The organism is Crinalium epipsammum PCC 9333 (genome assembly GCF_000317495.1).
Classification (GTDB): domain Bacteria; phylum Cyanobacteriota; class Cyanobacteriia; order Cyanobacteriales; family PCC-9333; genus Crinalium; species Crinalium epipsammum.
In genome coordinates this window covers 4,511,358-4,536,064 of sequence record NC_019753.1, presented here as the reverse complement: position 1 = coordinate 4,536,064, position 24,707 = coordinate 4,511,358, and the positions used below count along the sequence as shown (strand labels likewise).

General features: G+C 38.5%; 23 protein-coding genes, 1 tRNA gene and 1 other annotated feature. Of the genes, 17 read left to right on the top strand and 7 right to left on the bottom strand.

Annotated elements, in window-relative coordinates:
- The first annotated feature begins 14 nt into the window (after nucleotides 1–14).
- On the top strand, nucleotides 15–503 hold the full coding sequence (locus CRI9333_RS19650; RefSeq protein WP_015204917.1) for a hypothetical protein: 489 nt from the start codon (nucleotides 15–17) through the stop codon (nucleotides 501–503).
- Nucleotides 504–576: 73 nt separating this feature from the next.
- Here the strand turns inward: CRI9333_RS19650 and CRI9333_RS19645 are convergent, their stop codons facing one another.
- A complete protein-coding gene (locus tag CRI9333_RS19645; protein WP_390370113.1) occupies nucleotides 577–882 on the bottom strand; it encodes a FitA-like ribbon-helix-helix domain-containing protein in 306 nt (101 codons plus the stop codon).
- A gap of 91 nt (nucleotides 883–973) precedes the next feature.
- Between CRI9333_RS19645 and CRI9333_RS19640 the strand changes: the two genes are divergently transcribed.
- Nucleotides 974–1,210: an antitoxin gene (locus CRI9333_RS19640; protein WP_015204915.1), complete on the top strand. Its 237-nt coding sequence runs from the start codon at nucleotides 974–976 to the stop codon at nucleotides 1,208–1,210.
- A 26-nt stretch (nucleotides 1,211–1,236) separates the two neighbouring features.
- Here CRI9333_RS19640 and CRI9333_RS19635 read toward each other — a convergent pair whose 3' ends face one another.
- On the bottom strand, nucleotides 1,237–1,824 hold the full coding sequence (locus tag CRI9333_RS19635) for a Uma2 family endonuclease (protein ID WP_015204914.1): 588 nt from the start codon (nucleotides 1,822–1,824) through the stop codon (nucleotides 1,237–1,239).
- Nucleotides 1,825–1,936: 112 nt separating this feature from the next.
- On the opposite strand from CRI9333_RS19635, the gene CRI9333_RS19630 reads away from it, so the two are divergent.
- From CRI9333_RS19630 to CRI9333_RS19610, 5 genes are all read left to right on the top strand, one after another.
- Nucleotides 1,937–5,443, top strand: a complete 3,507-nt coding sequence (locus CRI9333_RS19630) for a WD40 domain-containing protein (RefSeq protein WP_015204913.1) — start codon at nucleotides 1,937–1,939, stop codon at nucleotides 5,441–5,443.
- A 308-nt stretch (nucleotides 5,444–5,751) separates the two neighbouring features.
- A complete protein-coding gene (locus CRI9333_RS19625) occupies nucleotides 5,752–6,066 on the top strand; it encodes a hypothetical protein (protein WP_015204912.1) in 315 nt (104 codons plus the stop codon).
- 179 nt (nucleotides 6,067–6,245) lie between these two features.
- Nucleotides 6,246–6,710: a hypothetical protein gene (locus CRI9333_RS19620; protein ID WP_015204911.1), complete on the top strand. Its 465-nt coding sequence runs from the start codon at nucleotides 6,246–6,248 to the stop codon at nucleotides 6,708–6,710.
- Nucleotides 6,711–6,737: 27 nt separating this feature from the next.
- On the top strand, nucleotides 6,738–7,118 hold the full coding sequence (locus tag CRI9333_RS19615; RefSeq protein ID WP_015204910.1) for a hypothetical protein: 381 nt from the start codon (nucleotides 6,738–6,740) through the stop codon (nucleotides 7,116–7,118).
- 221 nt (nucleotides 7,119–7,339) lie between these two features.
- On the top strand, nucleotides 7,340–7,924 hold the full coding sequence (locus tag CRI9333_RS19610) for a hypothetical protein (RefSeq protein WP_015204909.1): 585 nt from the start codon (nucleotides 7,340–7,342) through the stop codon (nucleotides 7,922–7,924).
- A 201-nt stretch (nucleotides 7,925–8,125) separates the two neighbouring features.
- Here the strand turns inward: CRI9333_RS19610 and CRI9333_RS19605 are convergent, their stop codons facing one another.
- Nucleotides 8,126–10,561: a GH116 family glycosyl hydrolase gene (locus CRI9333_RS19605; RefSeq protein WP_015204908.1), complete on the bottom strand. Its 2,436-nt coding sequence runs from the start codon at nucleotides 10,559–10,561 to the stop codon at nucleotides 8,126–8,128.
- A 106-nt stretch (nucleotides 10,562–10,667) separates the two neighbouring features.
- Between CRI9333_RS19605 and CRI9333_RS19600 the strand changes: the two genes are divergently transcribed.
- A complete protein-coding gene (locus tag CRI9333_RS19600; RefSeq protein ID WP_015204907.1) occupies nucleotides 10,668–11,021 on the top strand; it encodes a PAS domain S-box protein in 354 nt (117 codons plus the stop codon).
- A gap of 68 nt (nucleotides 11,022–11,089) precedes the next feature.
- Here CRI9333_RS19600 and CRI9333_RS19595 read toward each other — a convergent pair whose 3' ends face one another.
- On the bottom strand, nucleotides 11,090–11,515 hold the full coding sequence (locus CRI9333_RS19595) for a DUF1824 family protein (RefSeq protein ID WP_390370112.1): 426 nt from the start codon (nucleotides 11,513–11,515) through the stop codon (nucleotides 11,090–11,092).
- A gap of 557 nt (nucleotides 11,516–12,072) precedes the next feature.
- On the opposite strand from CRI9333_RS19595, the gene CRI9333_RS19590 reads away from it, so the two are divergent.
- Nucleotides 12,073–14,586 (top strand): EAL domain-containing protein, encoded by a 2,514-nt coding sequence (locus CRI9333_RS19590; RefSeq protein ID WP_015204905.1) that lies wholly within the window; start codon nucleotides 12,073–12,075, stop codon nucleotides 14,584–14,586.
- Nucleotides 14,587–14,621: 35 nt separating this feature from the next.
- Here CRI9333_RS19590 and CRI9333_RS19585 read toward each other — a convergent pair whose 3' ends face one another.
- A complete protein-coding gene (locus CRI9333_RS19585; RefSeq protein WP_015204904.1) occupies nucleotides 14,622–17,081 on the bottom strand; it encodes a glycoside hydrolase family 31 protein in 2,460 nt (819 codons plus the stop codon).
- Nucleotides 17,082–17,246: 165 nt separating this feature from the next.
- Between CRI9333_RS19585 and rplS the strand changes: the two genes are divergently transcribed.
- The 8 genes from rplS (at nucleotide 17,247) to rplL (ending at nucleotide 21,731) form a co-directional block, all read left to right on the top strand.
- Nucleotides 17,247–17,609, top strand: a complete 363-nt coding sequence (gene rplS / locus CRI9333_RS19580) for a 50S ribosomal protein L19 (RefSeq protein ID WP_015204903.1) — start codon at nucleotides 17,247–17,249, stop codon at nucleotides 17,607–17,609.
- A gap of 275 nt (nucleotides 17,610–17,884) precedes the next feature.
- Nucleotides 17,885–17,957, top strand: a tRNA-Trp gene (locus CRI9333_RS19575).
- A 355-nt stretch (nucleotides 17,958–18,312) separates the two neighbouring features.
- The gene (secE, locus tag CRI9333_RS19570) at nucleotides 18,313–18,537 is read left to right on the top strand and encodes a preprotein translocase subunit SecE (protein ID WP_015204901.1); all 225 of its coding nucleotides are present in this window, start codon (nucleotides 18,313–18,315) and stop codon (nucleotides 18,535–18,537) included.
- The gene (gene nusG, locus CRI9333_RS19565; RefSeq protein WP_015204900.1) at nucleotides 18,534–19,184 is read left to right on the top strand and encodes a transcription termination/antitermination protein NusG; all 651 of its coding nucleotides are present in this window, start codon (nucleotides 18,534–18,536) and stop codon (nucleotides 19,182–19,184) included. Before secE ends, nusG begins: the two co-directional genes overlap by 4 nt.
- A 6-nt stretch (nucleotides 19,185–19,190) precedes the next feature.
- Nucleotides 19,191–19,616: a 50S ribosomal protein L11 gene (rplK, locus tag CRI9333_RS19560; protein ID WP_015204899.1), complete on the top strand. Its 426-nt coding sequence runs from the start codon at nucleotides 19,191–19,193 to the stop codon at nucleotides 19,614–19,616.
- Nucleotides 19,617–19,732: 116 nt separating this feature from the next.
- Complete coding sequence (gene rplA / locus CRI9333_RS19555; protein WP_015204898.1) at nucleotides 19,733–20,449, top strand: 50S ribosomal protein L1; 717 nt, start codon at nucleotides 19,733–19,735, stop codon at nucleotides 20,447–20,449.
- A 47-nt stretch (nucleotides 20,450–20,496) separates the two neighbouring features.
- Nucleotides 20,497–20,652, top strand: a sequence feature (ribosomal protein L10 leader region).
- A 61-nt stretch (nucleotides 20,653–20,713) separates the two neighbouring features.
- Nucleotides 20,714–21,283 (top strand): 50S ribosomal protein L10, encoded by a 570-nt coding sequence (gene rplJ, locus CRI9333_RS19550; protein ID WP_015204897.1) that lies wholly within the window; start codon nucleotides 20,714–20,716, stop codon nucleotides 21,281–21,283.
- 58 nt (nucleotides 21,284–21,341) lie between these two features.
- A complete protein-coding gene (gene rplL / locus CRI9333_RS19545; RefSeq protein WP_015204896.1) occupies nucleotides 21,342–21,731 on the top strand; it encodes a 50S ribosomal protein L7/L12 in 390 nt (129 codons plus the stop codon).
- A 65-nt stretch (nucleotides 21,732–21,796) separates the two neighbouring features.
- On the opposite strand, the gene CRI9333_RS19540 is transcribed toward rplL, so the two are convergent.
- Together CRI9333_RS19540 and CRI9333_RS19535 are read right to left on the bottom strand one after the other, a co-directional pair.
- Complete coding sequence (locus CRI9333_RS19540) at nucleotides 21,797–23,242, bottom strand: serine hydrolase (protein WP_015204895.1); 1,446 nt, start codon at nucleotides 23,240–23,242, stop codon at nucleotides 21,797–21,799.
- Between the two features lie 390 nt (nucleotides 23,243–23,632).
- Nucleotides 23,633–24,667, bottom strand: coding sequence for a pentapeptide repeat-containing protein (locus tag CRI9333_RS19535; protein ID WP_015204894.1), 1,035 nt, complete (start codon nucleotides 24,665–24,667; stop codon nucleotides 23,633–23,635).
- Between the last annotated feature and the right edge of the window lie 40 nt (nucleotides 24,668–24,707).

Sequence of the window (24,707 nt, the reverse complement as noted above, 5' to 3'; positions counted from 1 at the left end):
ATAATCCTTATTTATTGCTGCTAGTTACTTTCGCTTTGCTATTTTCCTCAAACTTATCTTTAGCAGCAGTCATTCCTTCAGCTTCTCTGCCCTATTACCCTCTGGAAATACGTTCAACTACTCCCGCCAACTTTGATGATAACTCGATTAAGATTAGTGAGGGTAAAATCATCCTACCTGAAAGTTTGCAGGATGAACTAGAGAGCGAAATAACGGCAGCGCAAACAGAATTAAATAGATTAAGTAAAAGCTTGTCGATTAATTTCGATAATCAAGATATTGGCATTGTTTATCTACATTTAGGACGCTCGGATTGGAGTATTAAGTTTACCTTTGGTGGGATAGTTTTAAACACTTCGGAGGATATTGTTGTTGATACGCAGGAAGTTTTTGCTTTAAAGAAATGTTTTGATCAAGTTAAATGGATTGAGATTAAGGGGAAGAGATATGCAGCTACGGGTTATATGACGCAGATTGGCGGGATGTTGCACGCGGAGGAGTGAGGAGGAAGGGGGAAGGGGGGAATTATGGATATATTGGCTCCGTTTTTGTCGGTGAGATCCCCCTAAATCCCCCTTAAAAAGGGGGACTTTGGCTAACTTCTCCCCCCTTTTTAAGCTCTGCTGGGGGGGATCGAAGGGTTTGAAAACACACCATAGGGGGTTCCCGCAGGGGTTCTTTAGGAATATCCGGTAGTTCAAAATCCACAAAATGGGCAAAGCGTCGCTCAATAACAGAGGCAAGATTTAAAGTATTTTCTTGATTTTCTATTAATACAGTTCTAAGAATTTCTTTTGCTTCTTCTTCAAGGGAACGCCCATGAGCTTCCGCTCGTTTTTGCAAGAGATTTTTGATGTCATCATCAAGGTTTTGGAGGGTTATATTATTCAGAGTTTTTAATTAATTTAGGCGCGTTAGGCAGATTTTCAATCTCTCACTGAGTTAGAATTTAGGCAAATGAGTGGATAATTATATGTTAACAACAGCTAAAGTTCAAACAGATGGCAAACAGCAAAGCATAATCTTACCAGAAAATTATCATCTTAATGGCGATGAAGTCTACATCAAAAAAATCGGAGATGTAATTACTTTAATAGATAAGGATAATTCCTGGCAATCACTTTTTGATAGTCTGCCTCTATTTACAGATGATTTTATGGCAACCCTAGAACAATTACCTGTTGAAACTAGAGAAGAACTTTTTGAATGAAATATCTTTTAGATACTAACATAAGATTATGCTTCTTTCTCCGTAAAAGCGACATCTTGATAAATATCAACTAAACCAATTTCAAATTCAAGATGTTGTAACTTGATAAGATCACTTTCAGATTTATATTCCCTAAAAATCCATTCTCCCTCATTGGTTTTGCTATATTGCATTACTTGATAGTGATTTTGTTCAACTAAAAGATATTCTTTAAATTCAGGAATGGAACGATAAAAAGTAAATTTATCACCTTGATCGTAATTTTTGGTTGATTTAGATAAAACCTCAACAATAAATAAAGGATTAGTGATAGTTGTATTATTTTTACCTGTATAGATAGGATTTTCCGCGACTACCATTACATCAGGATAAGTATATTCTCGGTATTGAGGAATCCACAAGCGTACATCACCAATATAAACCCGATATTGCTTACGTCTGAGAGCATACAATAAAGCAGCAGCAAGATTAAGCGCAATTTGATTATGATTAGTAGTACCGCCAGTCATCGGGATAATTTCTCCATCGTGATATTCACTTTTATAAAGTGCTTTTTCCTCTAGTTCTAAATATTCTTCGGGGGTATAAATACGTTGATGAGTTTGGACTTTCATATTATTTGCCTCGACTTTATTAATTGTAAATTTTTAATAAAATAACTTTATTTTTACATTAAATTGCATATTGATATTATATCAACTAAATAGTTAAAAATTGCCTCAAATTATGTCAGCAAGCAATTATTACAAAGTTGGTGGTAGCTTAAACCACAACCACCACACTTATGTCACCCGTGAAGCAGATATCAAACTTTTGGAACTCTTAAAAAGTGGCGAATATTGTTTTATTTTAAACAGTCGCCAAATGGGGAAATCCAGCTTAAGGGTGAGAACCGGAAAAATTTTGCGTTCTTCAGGCTTTAAATGTGCTTTTATTGACTTAACCATGATTGGCAGTCATGTCAGTTCGGATAACTGGTATAAAGGTATAAGTTATCAGTTATTAGATAGTTTAGAATTAGATCTGGAATTAAATTTTAATCAATGGTGGCAACAACACGATTATTTAACTGAGCCACAACGATTATATTATTTAATCAAATCAGTAGTTTTAGAACAAATATCCAAAAATATTATAATTTTTTTAGATGAAATTGACAGTTTAATTGAAATTGAATTTAAAGATGACTTTTTTGCATTAATTCGTGCTTGTTATAATCAACGGGCAGAAAACGCTGATTTTAATCGTTTAACTTTTTGTTTACTAGGTGTCGCGTCACCAGCAGATTTAATCCAAGATTCCAAACGCACACCGTTTAATATTGGTCGCTCAATAAAGTTAACAGGATTTACTTTTGCAGAAGCTAAAGACGCTTTAATTCCTGGTTTACAAGCTTGTTTAAATTATCCCGAAGAAGTTTTACAACAAATTTTATCTTGGACGGGAGGACAACCGTTTTTAACGCAAAAGGTATGTAATATAATTGTACAATATGCCGAGGCTAATATAACTGATATACAGCCAATAATTGAGAAATATCTGATCGAAAACTGGGAATCTCAGGATGAACCAGAACATTTAAGAACAATACGCGATCGCATCCTAGCAGACGAAACTCAAGCTATCCGTATTTTAGGATTATATCAGCAAATTTTAAATCAATCTGTTGTGTTTAATACCGACACCCTGAAGGGTGCGGCTATACAAACTAAGCCTGCCTACGCAGGCTTAGTTGAATCTTCAGATGATGAAGAAATACAATTAAGATTATCTGGTTTAATTGTCCGAAAAAATCATTTTTTACAAGTTTATAATCCCATTTACGCACAAGTATTTAACCACCACTGGATTAACCAACAATTATATAATCTTCGTCCCTATAGTGACTCTATTAATAAGTGGTTGAAAACTCAGCGCGGCACTGCTTCGCTATTGCAAGGACAATCATTAACAGATGCTTTATCATGGGCAGGAAATAAACGTCTTAGCGATGAAGATTATCAATTTTTAGCTGCTAGTCAAGCCGAACAAGATCGGCAAAAGAATCAAATTTTAACTCAGGCTAACCAGCAAGCTAAACAAATAATCCGGAAAGGAATAATCATCCTGAGTTTTACCTCATTAATTGCTGTTATTTTACCATTAATAGCGAGTATATATGCTCAAAAACAAATTAAAACTGCTCAAGAAACAACTATATTAGAAAAATCTGGTGTAAAAGCTTTACAAGAATTTGAATCTCAGCAAATTGAAGGGTTAATTTTAGCTATTAAAGCAGGGCAAGATTTAAAAGAATTGAGCAATAATCAGCGTGATGTAGCAAATTATCCCACAAATAGCCCTGTTTCTGCTTTAGTTAATATTCTTAACAATATCAGTGAAGAAAATCAGTTAAAAGGACATAAAAATGCCGTCAGAGTCGTTGATTTTAGTCCTGACAATCAAATCATTGCATCTGGAAGCGATGACGGTACAATCAAAATCTGGCAACGCAATGGCGTATTTATTAAAACTTTAAATCAGGGTGGTAAAGTTTACGGCGTTAGTTTTAGCCCTGATGGTAAAATAATCGCTGCTGGAAGTGATAACGGTACAATCAAAATTTGGACTTTAGAGGGTAAATCTCTTAAAATTTTTAAGGATAATACTATATATACTCTAAGTTTTAGCCCAGATGGAAAAATCATTGCTACTGCTGGTAGAGATGGTAAAGTTAAACTGTGGAATGTTAATGGAAGTTTAATAAAAACTCTAACGGGACATCAAGGTTCAGTATATACAGTTAATTTCAGCCCCAATGGGAAAATTATTGCTTCTGGCAGTAACGACGGTACAATTAAACTGTGGAAATTAGACGGCAGTTTAATCAAAACTTTAACGGGACATCAAGGTTCAGTCTATACAGTTAATTTTAGTCCCAATGGGAAAATTATTGCTTCTGGCAGTAAGGATAATACAGTTAATTTGTGGCAATTAGACGGCAAGTTAATTACAACATTAACAGGACATCAGAATGAAGTTAATAGTGTGGCTTTTAGCCCAAATGGCAAAATGATAGCTTCTGGAAGTGCTGACACAACTATTAAACTTTGGGAAGTAAATGGCAAGTTGATTAAAACTTTAAAAGGACATAGTGATTCAATTTGGAATGTGCGGTTTAGTCCAGATGGGAAAACTATTGCCTCTGCTAGTTTAGATCGATCTGTTAGACTATGGAAACTGCAATTACCACCAAATCAAATTCAAGCACATCAAAAATTAGTACCAAGCGTTAATATTAGTTCTGATGGTAAAATTGCTACTGCTAGTTTTGATCAAACTATTAAAATTTGGAAACCTGATGGCACTTTGATTAAAACCATACCTCTGATAGAGGCTTTAGCCACAAATTTAAGTTTTAGCCCTGATAGCAAAAATGTTGTAGCTGTAATTAACGATTCTCTAATTAAGGTTTTTAAAGAAGATGGTACAAGTAGAAATTTAGCTCAATCTAATAGTGATATTAATAGTCTTAGTATTAGCCCTAATGGGATTATAGCTGGTGGAGGGAGCAATAATATTATTAAACTCTGGCACTATGACGGTACTTTAATTAGAACTATTAACTTAGATACCGTAGCAAATAACCCTAGCCTTCAACAGAGAAGGGACAATACTACTATCACCAGTATTAGTTTTAGCCCTGATGGTAAAATTATTGTTTCTGGAAATAGTGATGGAGTAATTAACCTTGGGACACAAAACGGTACTCTAATTAAAACTTTAACCCCCAATAATGGTGCAATAACTCAAATTAGTTTTAGCCCTGATGGAAACAAATTTGCGGTTAGCGATGTTGGTGGTCAGGTAAATGTTTGGCAAATTGATGGTCGTTTAATTGCTAGTTTAACTGGACATAAAAGTAGGGTAACAAGTGTAAGTTTTAGCGCTGATAGTAAAGTTCTCGCATCCAGTGGTAGCGATGGGACTGTGAATTTATGGAAGTGCGATACTCCTACGGAGTCGCTGCGCGATCGCAATTGCACACTCATGTTTAGTATTGACTATGGCTCTGAACTTACCAGTATTAAATTCAGCCCCACCAAACAAACACTTGTTGCTGGTAGTAGTAATGGAAGTGTGATGATCTGGAATTTAGATATAGATAGTTTACTGGCGCAGGGTTGTACCTGGTTAGAGGATTATTTGCTAAGTCATCCTCAAGCTGCAAGAAATTTAAGTGCGTGTCATTGAAATTTTCAAGAAGAAACGCTGATAAATTGCTGATTCTCCGACTGATCGGCTGTTTCACTTCTAGTTTATGAAGGTAAGGCAGAAGGCAGAACAGTGGAAGCTACTTACATCAACAACTAAGTATGCAAGGTTATTTGAGGAGATAGCTTACCAAAGCTGATTTTGAGTCCTCAATCCTGTGTCCTGACTTCAATTTGAAAATTTTTGTTCCCTGAACATCAAAAATGTTCCCCAAGTTCTGCATAAAAATCTGGAATGCTCCCTATAGAAATATAGACACTCATAACAAACTCAAAGAGCAACTAGATATGAATAGCAAAATTTGGACAATCGGTCTTCTGTCAATTGCAACAATCGCTACAATTTCTTTACCTATTCGTGCACAAGCTAGCGATAAAGTAGTAATCCAAGATGCTGGCCAAGAATCTGTTGTCACAGGTAATAACAACTATACCGAGCAAAATGCTAATCAAACTCATGTCCAAAACAACAGGAGAGGAACGGGAGATTCAGGTCATGTGCAACGTTCCCGTCAAAATACTGATGTTTTGGGGAGCGGAAATGACACCACTCAAAACGTCGATCAAACCACCATTGAAAATGGTCGCCGCCCCCGTCGTTAGCCGTAGTTGAATGAATCATTCATGTTGATTTGATCAAAGCAATGATTGCAACTTATAAAGGCTATAAATGTTGATGAATTTGGTCAGATTTTAGGGGGAAGTTTGGTGCGATCGCTTCAATACCAAAAGCGAAATAACTTCTCCCACCTTTTTATTATCTCGTAGTGAGGGAAACCTCTATGCTAATCGGAAAGTTCACCTTAGTAACTGTGGCATTGCTTTTTTCATTACCAATGACAGCGCAAGCTGGCGACATTTATGTTGAAGTTGGCGATGTCATTAATACATCTGTAGATAATGTTATCTCTGTAGAATCCGGGCAAGTTAGGGTAAATATTGACTCAAACAAACAATTTCGAGTTAATACCCCTCAAAATCAGAAACTCCGCAATTGTTCAAGGCGTACTCGATCTCGTCGCGCCAATTGTAGGCAAACTAGAACAGTTATTCGTACTTCTCCAAATACCTCTACAAATACAATCGTTGTCGATAAAGTTCCCAAAAGCTCGTCATCGCGGGTACAAAGCACTCAAAGACTCAATTGTAGAGGAGATGGTAGCCACAATAGTCAACAAATTAGTCAAACTAACAATTCTGGCGAAATTGTTGTCCAAAGTAGCATCTCTACCAATGGCTGTCGCTAATGTTTTTTGAATCTCAGGAGCTAATTTATGAAATTTCCGTTATTGGCTGTTGGCTGGTTATCTTGTTCCGTTTTATTGATTCTATCTTCTTTAACTGATTCAGCATCGGCGCAGTGTGTGCAGGCTGATGTTTCAGTGCAATACAACATTAGCGGTTCTAAACTGCCTACTGACCGTAGCAATAATGTAGATATGCAAAGTCAGAAACCTTGTAGCGGAAACGCTAGCGTAACGACAGGGGTTCAAGGTAACGAAGGCGGTAGGGGTCGAGTTACTCAACGGCGAGAAGTCCGGCATCGGATAGAGGGTGGCAGCGACAACGGCACTGGTGTTAGTGGATCAACTGTTTCTGTGAAATCAAATGTAGGAATTGATGTCTATAATCCTGCGGACAATTTCAACTATTAAAACTGTACCATAGGAGGTTTTTCGTCTGTTCGTAAATCCCATATTTATCAACGAAGTTTAGCAATACTTCGTTGTTTTTAATAAATTAATAAAAATTAATTGTAAACTTAAATTAAAATAATTAAAGAAATACATATTAACATATATTTGCTGGCGCTCAATCATAAAGTTTGGTTTAAAATAAGAAAACTAAAAATACTCAGTTTAAAAAACGAATAATTATGTCAAATAAAGTTGCAACAATATTTGGGTTAACTTCCTGCTTTTTTTGTTTTACAGAAACTTACTTGCTTAATTTTGTTGTCGCTCAAACTGCCACTCAAACTAATACACCCAACTCTACTATAGGTACTAATTCAGACGCTAACGTAATTAATCAAATATCGCCTCAGCAAAATGCACAAAACCGCAATGAAATCAATTTTCCCAATATTTATCCTTTAAATACTCCTATACACACACCTGTAAATACAGAGAATGATTTTGGATTAAATTTATCAGCAGCCGTCAATACTCTGGATTCAAATAATGTTACTGTATTTTTGGGTTTAATTTATCAACCAGGACGAACAGATTCTCATATAGCTAGAATGGCTAAGTTGCGGTCTGAAACTGAAGTATTAGATACGCAAAAGCAAATTTCTCAAGCTCAATTACAATTATTACAAAAGCAAATTGCTGAGGCGGAATTACGTTTGCAACGTATGCAGCAAAGTCCTAATAGTGATCCGTCAAAAACTTCTAATCCTGCTAATGATCCCAAAAATCAACAAGTAGTACCTCTGCCAAATTCTCAGAGCAAATAAACTTATTAGACCAATGAACAAAAGTCAAACCCCCCCCTTTGTTAAGGGGGAAACTAGCTCCCTCCCCTTGCCAATGGTGGGGTTAGAGATATTTATACAAGAGGTCTATTGAATAAAAATTTAATTCCACAATTCAGAATTAAGGCTCGTGGCGAGGCGTAATTTACCACGAGCTTTAAGTTTAGTAAATTGAGTTAAAAATTACTTAATCATCAAGTAAATTGCCCAAATTGCCATTGCACGGAGGTAGTGAGAAGCGCGAAATGTTCCAGCAGCAGTGATGGCTTCTGGTGTGCGAAATTGTAACCCGTTATTGTAGATTTGCTGCACAACTGCTTCTGTTAGCTGGAAGGCTTCATCTTTCATGCCCATCTGAATCATAAAGGCTGCTAACCCAAAGTTAATCCCAGTCCAAACTTCTAAAGGATGGGTAGCTTGAGGATTTTCTGGGGAACCATCAGCTAAAACACCATTTGCTGCACCAATGAAAGTTGGGGTTAAACTTTCACTATGTTGTGATAGCTTTTGATTGAATTTTAAGAAGCAGGAATCGTAGACAGTTTTTAACGCAGATTCAACGCAATCATTCGGCACGATATCGGGTAGATTTAATAACCGAGCATAAAATTGACCGCAAAGTTGATCCGCCATTACCACATTTGAACCACTTTCGCTATCAAGTTGGTAATATTGACCGTTCCAAAGTTTTTCTTGATAGAGAGGTTTGGATTGTTCTAGCCAAGATTTATAGGTAGCGATCGCACTCTCAAAATCACCATCTTCTAATTCGACACCATGATTAATTAAAATCTCCCCAATTGCGATCGCAGCTTCTAACGCGGCTAACCACAACCCGCCACAATAAGCACTAACTCCTTGCAATCTCCAATCATCAAATGTTTGATCTGGTGCGCCAGAATTTTCGGGAATACCATCGCCGTCTAAGTCAAACTCTTTTAAATAAGCTAAAGTTTTGACAATTGCAGACCAACACTCGCTTAAAAATTCTATATCCGTAGCGCCCGTTAATAGATAATCTCGATAAACTTGCAATACAAAGTCAGAACCTAAATCTTTCCATAAATTGCAATCTTGGTAGCTAGTGTAATTTGTTTTCTCCCAAGGATGCTCATTAGGTGCGCCTAAATCATGGGGTGTAGCATTAGCAGCTTTGCGAATAGCGGATGCTTGGTTGTATCCAATAATCCGAGGAGTATTATCGCTAGTAGGAATTGCCCTAGCATAAGCTTCTAGAACTGCCTTATCTAACTTGGGCCAAAGCATTGCTAAAGCAAAAGACCCATATAATCGAACATCTAAACTTTCATACCATCGGTAATCTAAACATTCTAAAACGCCAAATTGACCGATGCCGTCAGTTTCCGATGCAGCAGTCCAAAGAGTGCCACCATCAGCTAAGATATATAGCTCATTAAATAGCGCCATCTTAAACCAGTCAGGCAAGTTAGCATTTTTTAAAGTTAACTCTTGCCAAGATTGAATTTGCTCTTTCCAGGTATCATCATGTTTAAGAGCAGTACGAACAATTGACCAAGCATTGTTTCCAGTACGACCAAAAAAATCTGTATAGCGACGATAATAATTAACGCCAGTGGCAAACTCTGTAACTGGAAAATCCCAAGCTAGAACAAAGGGAATTTTGCGGGTTCTACCAGGGCGGACAGTGAAGCGAATAGTCATTGCTGCGGCTATTTGTTCACCTGGATCAGCAGGTGTTTCATCTTCTTTATCCCGCAATGAACCATCAAAAGCGAAGTTATCCCAAATTTCCTCACCGCTTCCAGCAGGGTTCCAACGGGTATGGTAGAAGACTTCGACACTAGGGTTTGTAATAGTTGCGATCGCCCATTGTCCCTCACCTTCCTGAACTTCATCATGAATCCTGACGCGATCGAGCAAACACCCTGCCCGAAAGTGATCCACAATCCATTGATTTAAGTTGCCAGTACTATCTTTCCAACGTGGTTGATATTCATACACTGGACTGCCATCATCTCGGACTTTTACCTGGGGTGTTTTAATCGCATTAGTAAACCAACCAACAGAATTCTGCCAGGTAAGCATAATACTTAGAGTAATCGGCTGATCTGTAGGGTTATGCGCCGTCCACTCAAAAACACCTACGGGATAGCTACTTTCTTGATAGTTATCCGCCCAAATTGGGGAAAATTGTTCACAAGTTAACTGCGCTTGAAATACTCCATCATAAACAAACCAACTGCGGGGATATAGCGCATGGTATGTGCCACTGCTTTCTGTTCCCTTACCTGTCTTGGGATACCACTGCCATGTAGATAAAGTGCCATCTTCAGGCGGTTCAGTACACATAGCATAAGCTTGTGGTGCTGAATTTCCAGCTTGTTCAAAAACACTAAATTGGCAAGCAGGGAGACTTTTGAAAGTATGCTCTCCGCCATCAATATGCCATAAGTTGAAATCGCCCCGCGAGGAACGACCAAGACAACCAGCACCAAAACCACCCAACGGCATACCGTGCCAAGGGCCATCATCTAAATTGCTAGGGTAACGAACAGTATAAGGTTTGTCCCAACCAAGATTGATGGGACGATTCCATGTACAAGAAGGGATTTGAGGACGCGGACTAGGATTGATCATGCCCTGATCTTAAAATATTGAGCTACGTTGTATAACCTTTCTTGCCTGGAACAGAAAAGAATTATAAATAAAGATGTATAGTTTACCATTTACAAGTCTACTCGTAATGAAAACAATTGAAGACATGAAGCGCGAAACGGAATTACCTGTGTTAATGACAGATGAGCAGGGATTCATTGTTTACGTTAACGAACCTTTTAGACAAGTATTTGGCTGGAAAAATGAGGAAATCATCGGTCAAACTCTGGCAGCCGTAATTCCCAATAGCTTTCATGATTCACACAATTTAGGCTTTTCCCGCTTTGTCATGACTGGAAACCCCACAATTCTCAGCCATCCACTACAACTTAAAGCAGTCAAAAAGGATGGTAGTGAAATTGATGCCGAGCATTTTATTCTTGCTGAAGAAAATCAAGGGCAGTGGGTGTTTGCTGCAACACTGCGTCCCTTGAATCAGTAAAAATCGAATATAGGAATACCCTAATGACACTAAAAATTAAAGAATTTCACCACTGATAACTTTTTATTCTAGGATACATCCATAAACAAATCTAATGGTAAATGACCATACATTTCGTTAATCCCTCCTTCATATAGAGATTGGCACGATACTAAAACACCCCGATGGCTACCTTCGTATGAATTAATATAAGATGAGCCATTTTTGAGATTAAATTTTATATAAACAGTACCTTCCAGCAAGGGTAAATTCAGGTTTTCTTCATAGCCGAAAGCTTCTAAATAGCTTTTGAGAGTGGCTATCCCTTGATAAGCTGTATCCGCGCAAATCCCTAAAATTTGATAATCAGAATGCTCAGTTAAAAGCAGTAAAGCTTGACGAAGTAAAGCTTTTTCTGCTTCGGAATCAACTGTTTTGCTGCTCATGCAGTCATAATTTTTCAAAAGTTTTTGTGCTGCTTGCACTGTCAGTGTTTGTTGCTGCATAGTCGTTATAAGCTGTTGTGTTTCGCGCATTTTATGTTTTAGGAGGATAGGAGAGAGTCCAGAGGGTTATAAAGTTTGATAACTTTTCTCTCAATTAAAAATGTACAAGTTTCTTTGCGCCTTAGCTTATTACTTTCAGGATTTTTGTGCTAATTTACATAATATAACTAGACATAGCTAGGTTTGTGCTATTTCCATCGTTGATCCCCTTAAAACCTACAATTAAGCTAAAGTAACTGCTACTTGTGCCTCAACAACATAAAGATTTATTATATTCTGTTAAATTTAATAACAAAACAACTTTTTTAGTTGCTTTATTTACGTTAATGTTTGGGCAAAACAATTTAACTAATTGTTCATTAAGTTTTTATTTCTTCCTAAAGATGAAATTTAACACTAGCTAACTAATCAAGTTGCCACAATTCACCCAGTTTTTACTAAGTCTTAAGTAGCAATGCTAAAATTATTAGCCTATTACGAATAGACAATTGATTATTTTAACCCATTTCCTAGCCTAATTACCGCTTGTATCGGTTGCATCATACATTATTAACCTTGTGTCTACTATGAATCAGTTATCCAATAATTTTAACCCGCAAGAATTAAAAGTAGTTTTAGTAGTTGAAGATACTAAAGGCAAAAGACTTATAAACCTTGAAGATAGTATATATTCACTTGGTCGTGACTTAAGAAATTCAATTATTATTTATTCTCCCATAGTTTCTCGGTATCATGCAACTTTATTGCGTGTAACAGATACAAAAAACAACAGTTTTGTATTTAAAATCATTGATGGTAATTTGCAGGGGGAAACTAGCAGAAACGGCATTTTTATCAACGGGAAATTAGTCTCGTCACAATCTTTAAAACATAGAGATGTTATTGTTTTTGGTAAAGATGCAAAAGCAGTCTACCTGATGGTAGAGGCTAATTTTTCTGAGCAAGATATTTTAGAAGATTGTGAACAAGAAAGATTTGACGAAAGTTCTAATGATTCTTTTGATCCAAATGATACATTAGTTTCTGATGAAGAAGATGTTGATTTATTAAGTGAATCTGCTTTACTAAGGCTAGCTTCTTTCCCCGAATTATTGCCTAGCCCAATTATCGAAATTGATATTAGTGGTGAAATAACCTATCTTAATCCAGCAGCAATCATGCAATTTCCTGACCTTCAAATAATTAAGTTAGACCACGCAGTTTTAGTTGGGTTACTTGATACATTTGAACAAGAAAAAAAAGATTTTTTTGTCAGAGAAGTAGAAGTTAATAGCGCTATTTTTGAGCAATCAGTATATTACATTGCCGAAAGCCGCCTGATTAGAATTTATTTAGTTGATATTAGCGATCGCAAACGAACAGAAGCGGCTCTACTTAAAAGTGAAGAGCGATATGCACTAGCAGCTATGGCAGCTAATGATGGTTTATGGGATTGGGATTTAAATACTAATGAAATTTATTTTTCCTGCCGTTGGAAATCAATGCTGGGCTATCAGGAAAACGAAATTGGTAATACCCCAAATGAATGGCTAAATCGGATACATCCCGAAGAAAGCGAGCGTGTTAAAGCAGAACTTGCTGCTCATATAGAAGGAGTTACACCTCGGTTTGAAAGTGAATGTCAAATTTTACATAAAGATGGAACATATCGTTGGGTACTCAGCCAAGGAATTGCTGTTAAAGATGCTGATGACAAAACTTATCGCATGGTAGGTTCTCAAACCGATATTAGCAGAAGAAAGGAAATTGAAGCACAACTAACCCATGATGCTTTTCACGATCCACTAACTGGTTTATCTAATCGAGCTTTGTTAATCTTCCAACTACAGCACGCAATTGAGAGGGCTAAAAGACGGAAAGATTATTCATTTGCTGTGCTATTCCTAGACCTTGATCGCTTTAAAGTTGTTAACGATAGTCTAGGGCATCATATTGGAGATCAACTATTAATTGCGTTTGTTGAAAGATTGGTAAATGCTACTCGTTCTGGAGATACTATAGCCCGTCTAGGAGGAGATGAATTTGTTATTTTATTAGAGGATATTCAGTCAGTAGACGATGCCACCGAAATTGCCGAGCGAATAAAACAGCGATTGATATCGCCTTTTAAGATTAATGATTACGACATATTCACCAGCGTCAGCATTGGAATAGCATTGGACACAACTGGTTCTAATAAACCAGAAGAACTGCTGCGGAATGCTGACATAGCAATGTATCGTGCCAAATCACTTGGAAAAGCACGTTATCAAGTATTTGATCCACAGATGCACACGCGAGCAATTACATTGTTGCAGATAGAAAATGATTTACGCCATGCAGTTGAGCGTGAAGAATTTGTAGTTAACTATCAGCCAATTGTGGCACTCTCCACTGGCAAATTTGTAGGTTTTGAAGCACTACTACGTTGGCATCATCCAGAACGGGGAAAAGTTTCTCCAGTAGAGTTTATTCCTATAGCTGAAGAAACTGGATTAATTGTACCGATTGGTTATTGGATACTACGTCAAGCTTGCCTACAACTTAAGGAATGGCAAGAACGTTTTCAACCAAATCAGCCCTTAACCATGAGTGTGAATATTTCTTGTAAACAATTCCTAGAAAGCAATTTAATAGATAAGATTAAATCAATTTTGCTAGAAACTAAAATCAATCCTGCTTGTTTAAAACTAGAAATCACTGAAAGTGTGATTATGGAAAATGCCGAGAATGCCATCAAAATGTTGTTACAGTTAAAAAATATAGGCGTGCAGATTTATATTGATGACTTCGGTACAGGATATTCATCTTTAAGTTATTTACATCAGTTTCCTTTTGATGCCTTAAAAATTGATCGTTCCTTTATCGACCGGATGTCTAAAGAACGTGATGGAGGAGAAATTGTTCAGGCAATTATTAACCTAGCCGAGAATCTAGGAGTCTATATTGTGGCAGAAGGAATTGAAACTAAAGAGCAAAATGAACTCCTTCAGCAAATGGGATCTAATAAAGGACAGGGACAAGGGTTTTATTTCTCTAAACCTTTAGATAGCAAATCTTTGGAAGAACTAATTACTGAAGCTCCCCATTGGTTGCATTAAGACAATTAACAATTAACCATGACCAATGTTATAAATTAATTATTTTCCAAACCTGCCCCTACAACTAAACGCCAACTTGATGTCTGAGGGACTTCCTCTAGGGTGACTTCCAACACTTCGCCTACCCAACGCGCATTACTAAGTTTTACACCAATAACCTCAATTTGACTATTAGGAACTATTCCAATCCAACGAATTTTAAAATTACGTTCTTGAGACATTCCTAGATAACTTCCTCGTAATGGTTCGCAGGTAAAAATATAATTTTCCCCATCACAAGTTTGAGTAAATAAGCGGCGACTACCTGCATTACTTTGGTATGCTGTGCTTTCGCCGTCATCTTCATATAAATCTAATTCACCTTCTCCCCCTGCATATACTTCTAAAATTAGACAGCTAGGTGGAGAAGTTTCCACGCGCAGAGTAACTGGTTGTAGAGGTAAAATAGCCCCAGCTTGGATAAATATTGGTACTTGATCGAGAGGAACGTATAAATCTAAGTGCTGATTTCCTGGGTATGATTTATTTGTTGCTCGTTCCCACCAAATGCCTGAAGGTAGATATACTCGACGGTAACAGCCAGCTTCAACTATTGGGGCAACTAAAATGCGATCGCCTAACAAATACTCAGTTGGTGTCTGATAAGCTTCTACATCATCCCCATAACCTAAATACAACGGGCGACAAATCGGCAAACCAGTATCATAAGCAACTCGGCTTAAATGATAAAAATATGGAATAAATTCCATGCGCGTATGGAAAGCTGCGCGAATAGCTTGCAAAACCCTCCGCCCATAAGCCCAAGGTTCCCGCACTCCATGATCCGAATGTAAGCGTACAATTGGACTCCAACAACCAAACTGTATCCAGCGCACAAATAATTCGGGATCAATCGTCGGTGCGCCTAACAAATGATTATAAAATCCTCCCAAATCATGCGACCAATAAGCAACCCCAACATTCCCCGCTTGCGCCGTAAAATTAACCAAAAACTCTAAAACTTCCCAATGTGAATAAGTATCTGCGGAAAACTGCAACGGGTAACGATGGGAACCGATACCACCAGTACGCGACAGAATCATCGCACGGCGGTTATTTTGAGATTGTGAATGATTGTAATAAACATGATTAGTCCATAACTGGGAATTTACACCCTTATGGATCGCATTTGTTCCATCAATCCACCAAAAATCAATGCCATCTTGTTCACGCGGAATATGCAAAACCTGCATAAACAAGTTGGCTTGTTCTTCATCAGCTAAATTAAATAACAACCAGCCTTCTTTCATCTCTTCAGGTGTGGCTTCAAAAGAACCACTACCATCCGGTTGCCAAGAGTGAAAAATCCAATCAGAAGTTGGGTTTTTGGTTGCAAACACTTTTCCAGCTTTGACATCTGCTGGATCTAATCCTCTCACTCGACAAAGCATTTCAAATTTACTATCTCTGGGTGATAAACCTTCTGTATGAACATTCGCCCCAAAGCGTAACCCTAAATTATGTCCCCACTCTAAAAAAGCTGGAGGATTAGGAAATAATTCATTATTCCAATCCCAACCACACCACCCCGCACCGTGCCAATCTACATCTAAAATTAATACACTTAAAGGTAAATTTTTCTCATCAAATTGCTTGACAAGTTGTTGATAATCTGATTCATCTAGTCGCCCGAATAGTGAAAACCATACTCCATAAGCCCAACGTGGCAACATGGGGATGCGTCCACATAATTTCACAAAGTCTTGTAGTGCTTGGGCATAATCTAAACCATAAGCAAAGAAATACCAATCTTGCGATGTCAGATTTTGGTTAATTTGAGGTTGATCTGTTTTATCAAAAGAAGTGCGATCGCTTAACCAACCCTCTTCTATTGCTGCACTATCAGAATCATTTAATACGCTATAACCACTTTTACTAAGTATTCCAGGCGGAAAATGCTGCCACTGTTTCCAAAATTCTTGAATATGGGGAGGAAACTCTTCAGGGCAAAAATTAGCCCAATACCATAAAGGCGGATCTTCAAACTCTGTTTGTTCACCGCGATCGCGTACAATTCTATGTGCTTGTTGTAATGTTTTATAAATCCATTCTTGGGTATCAGGATAGCTTGCCTCAACTGATGCTGGATGCACCCCAACAGGTTTAAAGTTGCGGTGGATCAGATCTAAACTACTGAACGTTCCACCTAAATTATCATAGTCAACACTTGAAGGTGTCCAGCTTCCCGAAAGCTTGCCGCATTGCCAACTTATTTGCAAATTAGCGTCGTTGAATCGCTCAGAATCAGGCTTGTAAGTAATCTGGATATAGTCAGTATCTAGGCGTAGTACTCCATCAGTAAATGCGATCGCCTTAAATGGTACAGGATCGGGTCGTGTAAACACCTGCACAGTACAACGATCCTCAAACTCACCTGTAGGCGACCATTCCAAGCGTACTAAACCATTACTCAACGCGGTGAATCGAGCATTTCCACAAGAGATGCGATCGCTCATACATACAATTAACAATTAACAATCAACAATTATCAATGACCCATGAGCTATAACCCATGACCAAAAAGCAGTATTTTTCAGTACTACTAGAGAAACACCAAAATTTTTATGGTGCTTGCCAGTTTCTTGAGGTATGATATTAGACTGTGAGTTTTTTAAAACCCCATGAACGCTCAAGAAATCATTCGCTCAATTGAAGCGGAACATCTAAAAACAGACCTACCTACAATCAACGTAGGTGACACCGTAAAGGTGGGAGTAAGAGTCATTGAAGGCGGTAAGCAACGGGTACAGCCTTACGAAGGTGTCGTCATTGCCCAAGCCCGTAGTGGAATTAACAAAAGCATTACTGTACGTCGCACCTTTCAAGGTGTAGGCGTAGAGCGGGTTTTTCTACTCCACTCCCCTCGGATCGACAGCATTAAAGTATTGCGTCGCGGTAAAGTGCGTCGCGCTAAACTTTATTATCTACGCGATCTCGTTGGTAAGGCTACCCGCATCAAACAACGCTTTGATCGTGAGATTTAATCCAATCCTCACACAAGTATGCTGTTAGCAGTTGAGCAATGTGCCACACATCTTACGCTTCAACCATGCTTGTGAAGCGTAGTAATTTATACTTCCATTTCGGTTGTATAATATTCAATTATTTTGTGGCACTATTAGCTCTTAACAGTGATAGTATTTCTACTCGCCAAGTACAAATTGAGGAAGTTTCAGCTAATTTTTCATTAAAAAGTGTGATTCCCCTTGAAAGTGTGTTAAAATAAATCAGCAGTTAAGTTTGCTTACGATCAATTTGTGCGCTCTTAGTTCAGTTGGTAGAACGCAGGTCTCCAAAACCTGATGTCGGGGGTTCAAGTCCTCCAGGGCGCGTACCAAAAACCACAAATACCAATTTTTAGCTCATCTGAAATTTTTGTTTATTAATTAAATAAAAACAATAATCTTGACTATTAATAGTAAGTTTTGTTATAATACTAGATTAGTGCTAATTAGCTAATATACTTAAATGTTGGGAGCAAAAGTCCAGAAGGACACGCTCTCATTAAAACACAACAATTAAAAAAAGCTATATTTCCTCTGAATTTGCGATCTTTAGCATCCACTCTGGGGTAGATATAGCATGAGATATCCTATTATTGGGTAGAATTGTTGTTGTGTTTAGTTTAAAGGCTGTATTAACAGTAAACTTTTCACAACTATGTAGCAAGCGGGGACGTAAACTATTGTGGCGAAGAAAAGTGAAGCAGAGATAGAAGAAAAGAAAGCTGGGTTTAGCCCAGTGGAATTCTTTGATAGCAGCAAAGAAGAACTAAGCAAAGTTGTTTGGCCTAGTCGTCAGCAGTTGATTAGTGAATCTTTGGCTGTAATCTTGATGGTATCTCTTTCTGCAACAATAATTTATTTGGTGGATAACTTCTTCGCTTGGGTAGCAGGAAAGGTGTTTTTATGACTTTTGCAGCGGACGAATCATACGATGATGCCGCGCACCAAGCAGGGGCAACCATACAACCCCGATGGTATGCTGTGCAGGTAGCTTCTGGCTGTGAAAAGCGGGTTAAAAGCAACCTAGAACAGCGCATTCAATCGTTTGATGTTGCTGATTGGGTTCTCCAAGTAGAGATACCTCAAACCCCCACCGTCAAAATTCGCAAAGATGGTTCACGCTCACCATCAGAAGAAAAAGTGTTTCCTGGCTATGTGCTAGTAAAAATGCGGCTTTGGCGAGATGAAGACGGCGAGGAAAAAATCAACGATGATGCTTGGCAGGTAGTCAAAAATACCCCAAATGTGATTAACTTTGTGGGTTCTGAGCAAAAACGCGGTTATGGGCGGGGGCGTGGTCACGTTAAACCTGTGCCGCTAAGTGTTACAGAAGTTGAACGCATCTTTAAACAAGCTACAGAACAAGAGCCAGTAGTCAAAACTCATTTGGCAGCAGGAGATAAAATAATTGTTCTGTCGGGGCCGTTTAAAGATTTTGAGGGTGAAGTAATTGAAGTTAGCCCCGAAAGGAGCAAACTAAAAGCGTTACTATCTATTTTCGGACGTGATACGCCCGTAGAATTAGAGTTTAATCAGGTTCAGAAACAAAGCTAACAAGAAATGGCAAAGAAAGTTGTTGCAGTAGTTAAATTGGCTCTGAATGCAGGGAAAGCCAACCCTGCGCCCCCTGTAGGTCCAGCACTGGGTCAACATGGTGTGAACATTATGGCGTTCTGCAAAGAGTATAACGCCCGCACCGCCGATCAAGCTGGCATGGTAATTCCGGTAGAAATTTCGGTTTATGAAGACCGGAGTTTTACTTTTGTACTGAAAACGCCACCTGCTTCTGTTTTGATTAGAAAAGCAGCAGGAATTGAGCGAGGATCAAACGAACCTAACAAAAAGAAAGTTGGTTCATTGAGTCGCGCCCAGTTGCAAGAAATTGCTCAAACAAAAATGCCTGACCTCAATGCTAATGATATTGACGCGGCAGTAAAAATTATTGAAGGAACCGCCCGTAATATGGGTGTCACTATCAACGATTAGAGCATTCTCTGGCACTTCTCAGTTGATGAGTTGATTGAATCAACCTAGAACGAAATTTCAAGTTTACAAGCGTTGAAGGGGAAGAGGTAACTCGCTATTTACCCCAGGAGAATAAAATGGCAAAGAAAGTTTCTCGTAGATTTCAAGCACTGCTAGAAAGAGTTGAAGACCGAGCTTACGACCCAACAGAGGCTTTAAATCTGTTAAAGGAAACAGCTACGGCTAAATTTCCAGAGTCGGCAGAAGCTCATATTCGTTTAGGAATTGACCCGAAATACACCGACCAACAATTACGGACGACGGTGGCGCTACCTAAAGGCACTGGTCAAGAGGTGCGGGTAGCGGTAATTGCTAGAGGTGAAAAAGTTAATGAGGCATCAACTAATGGTGCAGATATTGCTGGTTCAGAAGAGTTGATTGAAGACATCCAAAAAGGGATGATGGATTTCGACTTGCTAATTGCTACCCCAGATATGATGCCCCAGGTTGCCAAACTAGGTCGGGTGCTTGGTCCCCGTGGTTTGATGCCTTCTCCCAAGGGTGGTACGGTAACATTTGATTTGGCAGGTGCGATCGCAGAATTCAAAGCTGGTAAATTAGAATTTAGAGCCGATCGTACAGGCATTGTTCATGTTATGTTTGGTAAGGCTTCTTTTTCAGCCCAAGACTTGCTAACCAACCTTAAGGCGTTGCAAGAAACAATTGACCGCAACCGTCCTTCTGGAGCCAAGGGACGTTACTGGCGCAGTATATATGTAGCTGCGACAATGGGTCCCTCTATTGAAGTAGATGTTAACGCCCTGCGTGACCTAAAACTTAACGAGGCTGCATAATTTGAATTTGAGAGTAAGTCTCAAATTTCATGCTCAAAATCCCAAACCAATTAACTGAATAGACACCAAAGACAGCAGGCGCTATTGCTTAATATCCTGCCGAGGTTGATTGAGACAGAATTAGTCTTGCCACTAAAAAAATGGCGCGACCAAAAATGTCAACCAAAACCTCGGCTTAATATCCGGGGTTTTGTTTTGGCTTTGTCTGGGGAAGGCTATCTGAGGAAAGGGATTTTGAAATCTGGACAAAGGAGGTGAGAAAAGATGGGTAGAACTAAAGAAAATAAAAGTGCGATTATCGCTGAACTCAAGGAAACTTTAAGTGATTCCCAGTTGGCTGTAGTCATCGACTACCAAGGCTTGTCTGTTGCTGAAATCACAGACTTGCGGCAGCGTCTGATTCCTAAAGGTGCTGTTTGTAAGGTGACAAAAAACACCTTTATGCGGATTGCCGTTGAAGGCGATCAAAATTGGGAACCAATGACGGAATTCCTCCAAGGTTCTTCCGCATTTTTGCTCGTCAAAGAAGACATTGGCGGCGCAATTAAGGCATACCAAGAGTTCCAAAAAGTCAGCAAGAAGACTGAACTTCGCGGTGGCGTGATGGAAGGTCGCGCTTTGGATCAAAACCAAGTCAAAGCGATTGGCGACTTACCATCCAAGGAGCAACTCATGGCTCAGATTGCTGGCGCTATCAATGGCGTAGCAACGAAGCTGGCTTTGGGCATCAACGAAGTTCCAGCATCACTGGCACGAGGACTCCAAGCTTATGCCGATAAGGATAATAGCAACAGCGACGCAGAAGCGGCTCCGCTTTTGGAAACTGAAAGCTAATAGCTAATTGCTAATAGCTACCAATGTCAACACAATTAAATTTTAGTAGAGGTAACTCATGTCTGCTGCAACTGAAGAAATTTTAGAAAGATTAAAATCTCTGACTCTTTTAGAAGCTTCAGAACTCGTTAAGCAAATTGAAGAAGCTTTTGGAGTTAGTGCTGCTGCTCCTGTTGGTGGCATGGTGATGATGCCTCCTGGTGGTGGTACCCCAACCGAAGAAGTAGAAGAAAAAACTGAATTTGATGTCATTTTGGAAGAAGTTCCTGCTGACAAGAAGATTTCTGTTCTTAAGGTTGTTCGTACCTTGACTGGTCTAGGTTTGAAGGAAGCTAAAGATTTAGTTGAATCTACACCTAAAGCAGTTAAAGAAGCTATTGCTAAGGATGCTGCTGAAGATGCTAAGAAACAGCTTGAAGAATCCGGTGCTAAGGTAAGTATCAAATAATAGTTACTGCCTTTTGAGTTTGATTAAAAAAGGAGCCACATAAAGGCTCCTTTTTTATAAATCAATTACTTACGCGCACTGCGCTCAACCATTTTTTCAAATACTACACTTGACATTTTAGGAAATAATTTATAGTCAGAAGAGTAGGCGCGATCGCCACCAGCAATTGCTATAACGTATGCCGTTGAATTATCTTTTGTTGCCACAAATGCTGCTTCTTGTCTTGTACTAGAAGTTAAGCCAGCTTTGGAATAAAAATTAACCTCGCTATCACGTAAAGACTGACCTGAAAAACCCACTATGGGATTAAAATCTTCAGATGTTTCTGAATTTGTTTTCCAAGCTTCAGGTTTTAAATCTCTTTTCAGCAACCCACACATTTTTTCACTGGCTACTGCTGAAATGGCTTGTTTAGTTAAACAAATTTCATATAGTAATCTAGCAGAATGATCAGTCGTAATTACATTACGCAAGGGACGTTCCGGATCGCCTCTCATTTGTGATTCTGTGCCTGCGGGTTCTTCCATCCTCAAATAGTAAATCGGATAGGTTTTTTGATTAATATTAATTCCTTCATATCCTGCTGAACTAAAAAATCTGTTCACTGAATCACGTTGATTTAGCCATACCGTAAATTGGTTATCTGGTAACTTATCTTGAGATTTAGTATTAGTTATATGGTCAAGTATAAAACTTGAGGCATCGTTATTGGAGTGTTCAATCATTTTAGAAGTATATAGATTAAAATCTTGGGGATTTTTCCAGATACCATTTTCTAATTGTCCATACAAAGCTACCATCCAAAACATTTTAACTACACTAGCTGGATATCTAAGTTCCTTTTGTTGATATCCAGCTATTTCGCCAGTTTTAGCGTCAATTAAAGTAATTGATAAATCTTTCGTAGGTAGTTTTTTGCTATCTGCGATCGCAACTAATTCATCAACAATTACTTGTAATTTTTCACTAGGTTGAAATTGGGGGGGTGTAGTGAGGTTATAAACAATTTCTAAATCTTCTTTTCCTGACTGTCGAGTAGGAATATCTTGTGAGGATGCTTTTGCCCAAGCAGGTATCGTTGACTGTTGACCGGATAAGCTGGCTGATGCTAATTTTGCGGCTACTGATTTAGGATTTTCATTTGGCTTGAGCTTAGTCAGGCTACTTACTGCCCAATTTACCAAGGTAAACCCAAGAAGTGCGATCGCGATCGTAGCTACTCTTAACCTCCAAAGTTTAATAGCACGGGTTTTAGATCGTTGCTGACGCACAAGTGCGCCACCTTTTCCAGGCGGATATTCACGCTTATTAGGGCGCGGACTATTACCTCGACTGGCTACTAATGCAGGATGTGGGCGAGAGTTATTTTCTAAAAAATTAATTCTATGTTTCAGAACTGTATTCTGTCGCTTTAGCTTCTTAATCAATTGATCGGCAAGGTTAAGTTCTTTCTCTAAAGCGGCAATTTCTTGGTCACGTTGATCCAATTTTACTTCCGACTTATAGCTCATACTTTACACCTAATTGATCTAAAGCTAAATTTTTGGTGTACTTAATCACAAAAACCTGAGTTACTATTTGTTGATTTTATTAATCAGCAAAATCTATCTTTTGATAGTTGATCAAAATTATAATATTAAAAATTTAGGACAAGTGCTATCTCAAGTACTAGCTGTGATAATACCATTGGTTGATGAATAATAACAGTAAATAAAATTACAAACTTAGAGCAAATTAGAATGTAGAGACGCGCTATTGCACATCTCTATAAGATTTCTTTATAACGCACCATTAATTTCTAGAGATGTTTGATAGATAAATTTAAGCAAGTATGGTGTTATCTTTTACCATACTTGCTTAAGCATAATAATTTTTAAATCAGTTAGTGAGTAGATTGTGGCTCAGGCTGCAACTAATGGGCTACCAGTAAAGTAAGCTCCAGCTTGGTGTGGATCAAAACCTTCAGGAAAAACTGTCTGTTGATTGTATAAAGCGTTTTCTAGTTCAGCATCGTCGAGATTCGCTCCACGCATACTTGCACCATTTAAATTTGCACCATTTAAATTTGCTACATCTAGCTGGGCTGCCCATAAATATGCACTATTTAGGTTAGCCCTACTTAAATCTGCCTCATATAAATTAGCACCATTTAAGTTTGCTCCACTAAGGTTAGCATCACTCAGATGAGCATCACTCAAGTCTGCTTTACTCAAGTTCGCATCGCTCAGGTTTGCCTTATTCAACCATGTGCCATTTAAGTTAGCTGCACGTAGATTGATTTGGGTTAAAATGGCAACTCGCATTTGGGCATCACTTAAGTTAGCTGCTGGTAAATTTGCGTTAGTTAAGTTGGTGCCACTAAGTTTTGCCTCACTTAGATCTACACCATCAAGATCTACTCCACGTAAGTCAACGCCGTTTAACCATGCACCTCTAAGTTTAATTCCGGTGAGTGATGCAGCAGCTAACTTGGCTCCACTCATTCTGGCTCCAGTGAGATTTGCCCAACTTAGTTTAGCCTCAACTAAGTTAGCTGAATGAAGGTTAATGCCACTGAGGTTTGCTCCACAAAGGTTAACCCCTTCTAAGTTAGCGCCACGTAAATTTACTGCTGTTAGAGTCGCACCACTAAGTTTTGATCCCTTGAGATTTGCTTTAATTAAAACTGCTCCTTTGAGGCTGGCTTTTGTCAAATCTGCGTCTACTAAATTTGCATCGTTGAGCTTGGCAAAACTTAAATCTGTACCATACAAAAACGCGCCCTTCAGTTTTGCCCCTCTTAAGGAAGCTCTGCTGAGGTTAGCTGATCCAAAAGATGCCCCTGATAAATCTGCCCCGCTCAGATTTGCTCCGCTCAGGTTGGCTCCCACTAAGTTAATTTCACGAAAATCTCTTTCTCCGGCTGCATATCGTCTTAGTAATTCTTCAATATTCATAACAAGTAGCCCTTAATTTTTTTAGCAAATTCTCTTGATC

Excerpts from the sequence above, each read along its gene's own strand:
- CRI9333_RS19640 (WP_015204915.1), top strand. The coding sequence starts at position 974 with ATGTTAACAACAGCTAAAGTTCAAACAGATGGCAAACAGCAAAGCATA.
- CRI9333_RS19635 (WP_015204914.1), bottom strand. The coding sequence starts at position 1,824 with ATGAAAGTCCAAACTCATCAACGTATTTATACCCCCGAAGAATATTTA.
- CRI9333_RS19630 (WP_015204913.1), top strand. The coding sequence starts at position 1,937 with ATGTCAGCAAGCAATTATTACAAAGTTGGTGGTAGCTTAAACCACAAC.
- CRI9333_RS19625 (WP_015204912.1), top strand. The coding sequence starts at position 5,752 with ATGAATAGCAAAATTTGGACAATCGGTCTTCTGTCAATTGCAACAATC.
- CRI9333_RS19620 (WP_015204911.1), top strand. The coding sequence starts at position 6,246 with ATGCTAATCGGAAAGTTCACCTTAGTAACTGTGGCATTGCTTTTTTCA.
- CRI9333_RS19615 (WP_015204910.1), top strand. The coding sequence starts at position 6,738 with ATGAAATTTCCGTTATTGGCTGTTGGCTGGTTATCTTGTTCCGTTTTA.
- CRI9333_RS19610 (WP_015204909.1), top strand. The coding sequence starts at position 7,340 with ATGTCAAATAAAGTTGCAACAATATTTGGGTTAACTTCCTGCTTTTTT.
- CRI9333_RS19605 (WP_015204908.1), bottom strand. The coding sequence starts at position 10,561 with ATGATCAATCCTAGTCCGCGTCCTCAAATCCCTTCTTGTACATGGAAT.
- CRI9333_RS19600 (WP_015204907.1), top strand. The coding sequence starts at position 10,668 with ATGAAAACAATTGAAGACATGAAGCGCGAAACGGAATTACCTGTGTTA.
- CRI9333_RS19590 (WP_015204905.1), top strand. The coding sequence starts at position 12,073 with ATGAATCAGTTATCCAATAATTTTAACCCGCAAGAATTAAAAGTAGTT.
- CRI9333_RS19585 (WP_015204904.1), bottom strand. The coding sequence starts at position 17,081 with ATGAGCGATCGCATCTCTTGTGGAAATGCTCGATTCACCGCGTTGAGT.
- rplS (WP_015204903.1), top strand. The coding sequence starts at position 17,247 with ATGAACGCTCAAGAAATCATTCGCTCAATTGAAGCGGAACATCTAAAA.
- nusG (WP_015204900.1), top strand. The coding sequence starts at position 18,534 with ATGACTTTTGCAGCGGACGAATCATACGATGATGCCGCGCACCAAGCA.
- rplK (WP_015204899.1), top strand. The coding sequence starts at position 19,191 with ATGGCAAAGAAAGTTGTTGCAGTAGTTAAATTGGCTCTGAATGCAGGG.
- rplA (WP_015204898.1), top strand. The coding sequence starts at position 19,733 with ATGGCAAAGAAAGTTTCTCGTAGATTTCAAGCACTGCTAGAAAGAGTT.
- rplJ (WP_015204897.1), top strand. The coding sequence starts at position 20,714 with ATGGGTAGAACTAAAGAAAATAAAAGTGCGATTATCGCTGAACTCAAG.
- rplL (WP_015204896.1), top strand. The coding sequence starts at position 21,342 with ATGTCTGCTGCAACTGAAGAAATTTTAGAAAGATTAAAATCTCTGACT.
- CRI9333_RS19540 (WP_015204895.1), bottom strand. The coding sequence starts at position 23,242 with ATGAGCTATAAGTCGGAAGTAAAATTGGATCAACGTGACCAAGAAATT.
- CRI9333_RS19535 (WP_015204894.1), bottom strand. The coding sequence starts at position 24,667 with ATGAATATTGAAGAATTACTAAGACGATATGCAGCCGGAGAAAGAGAT.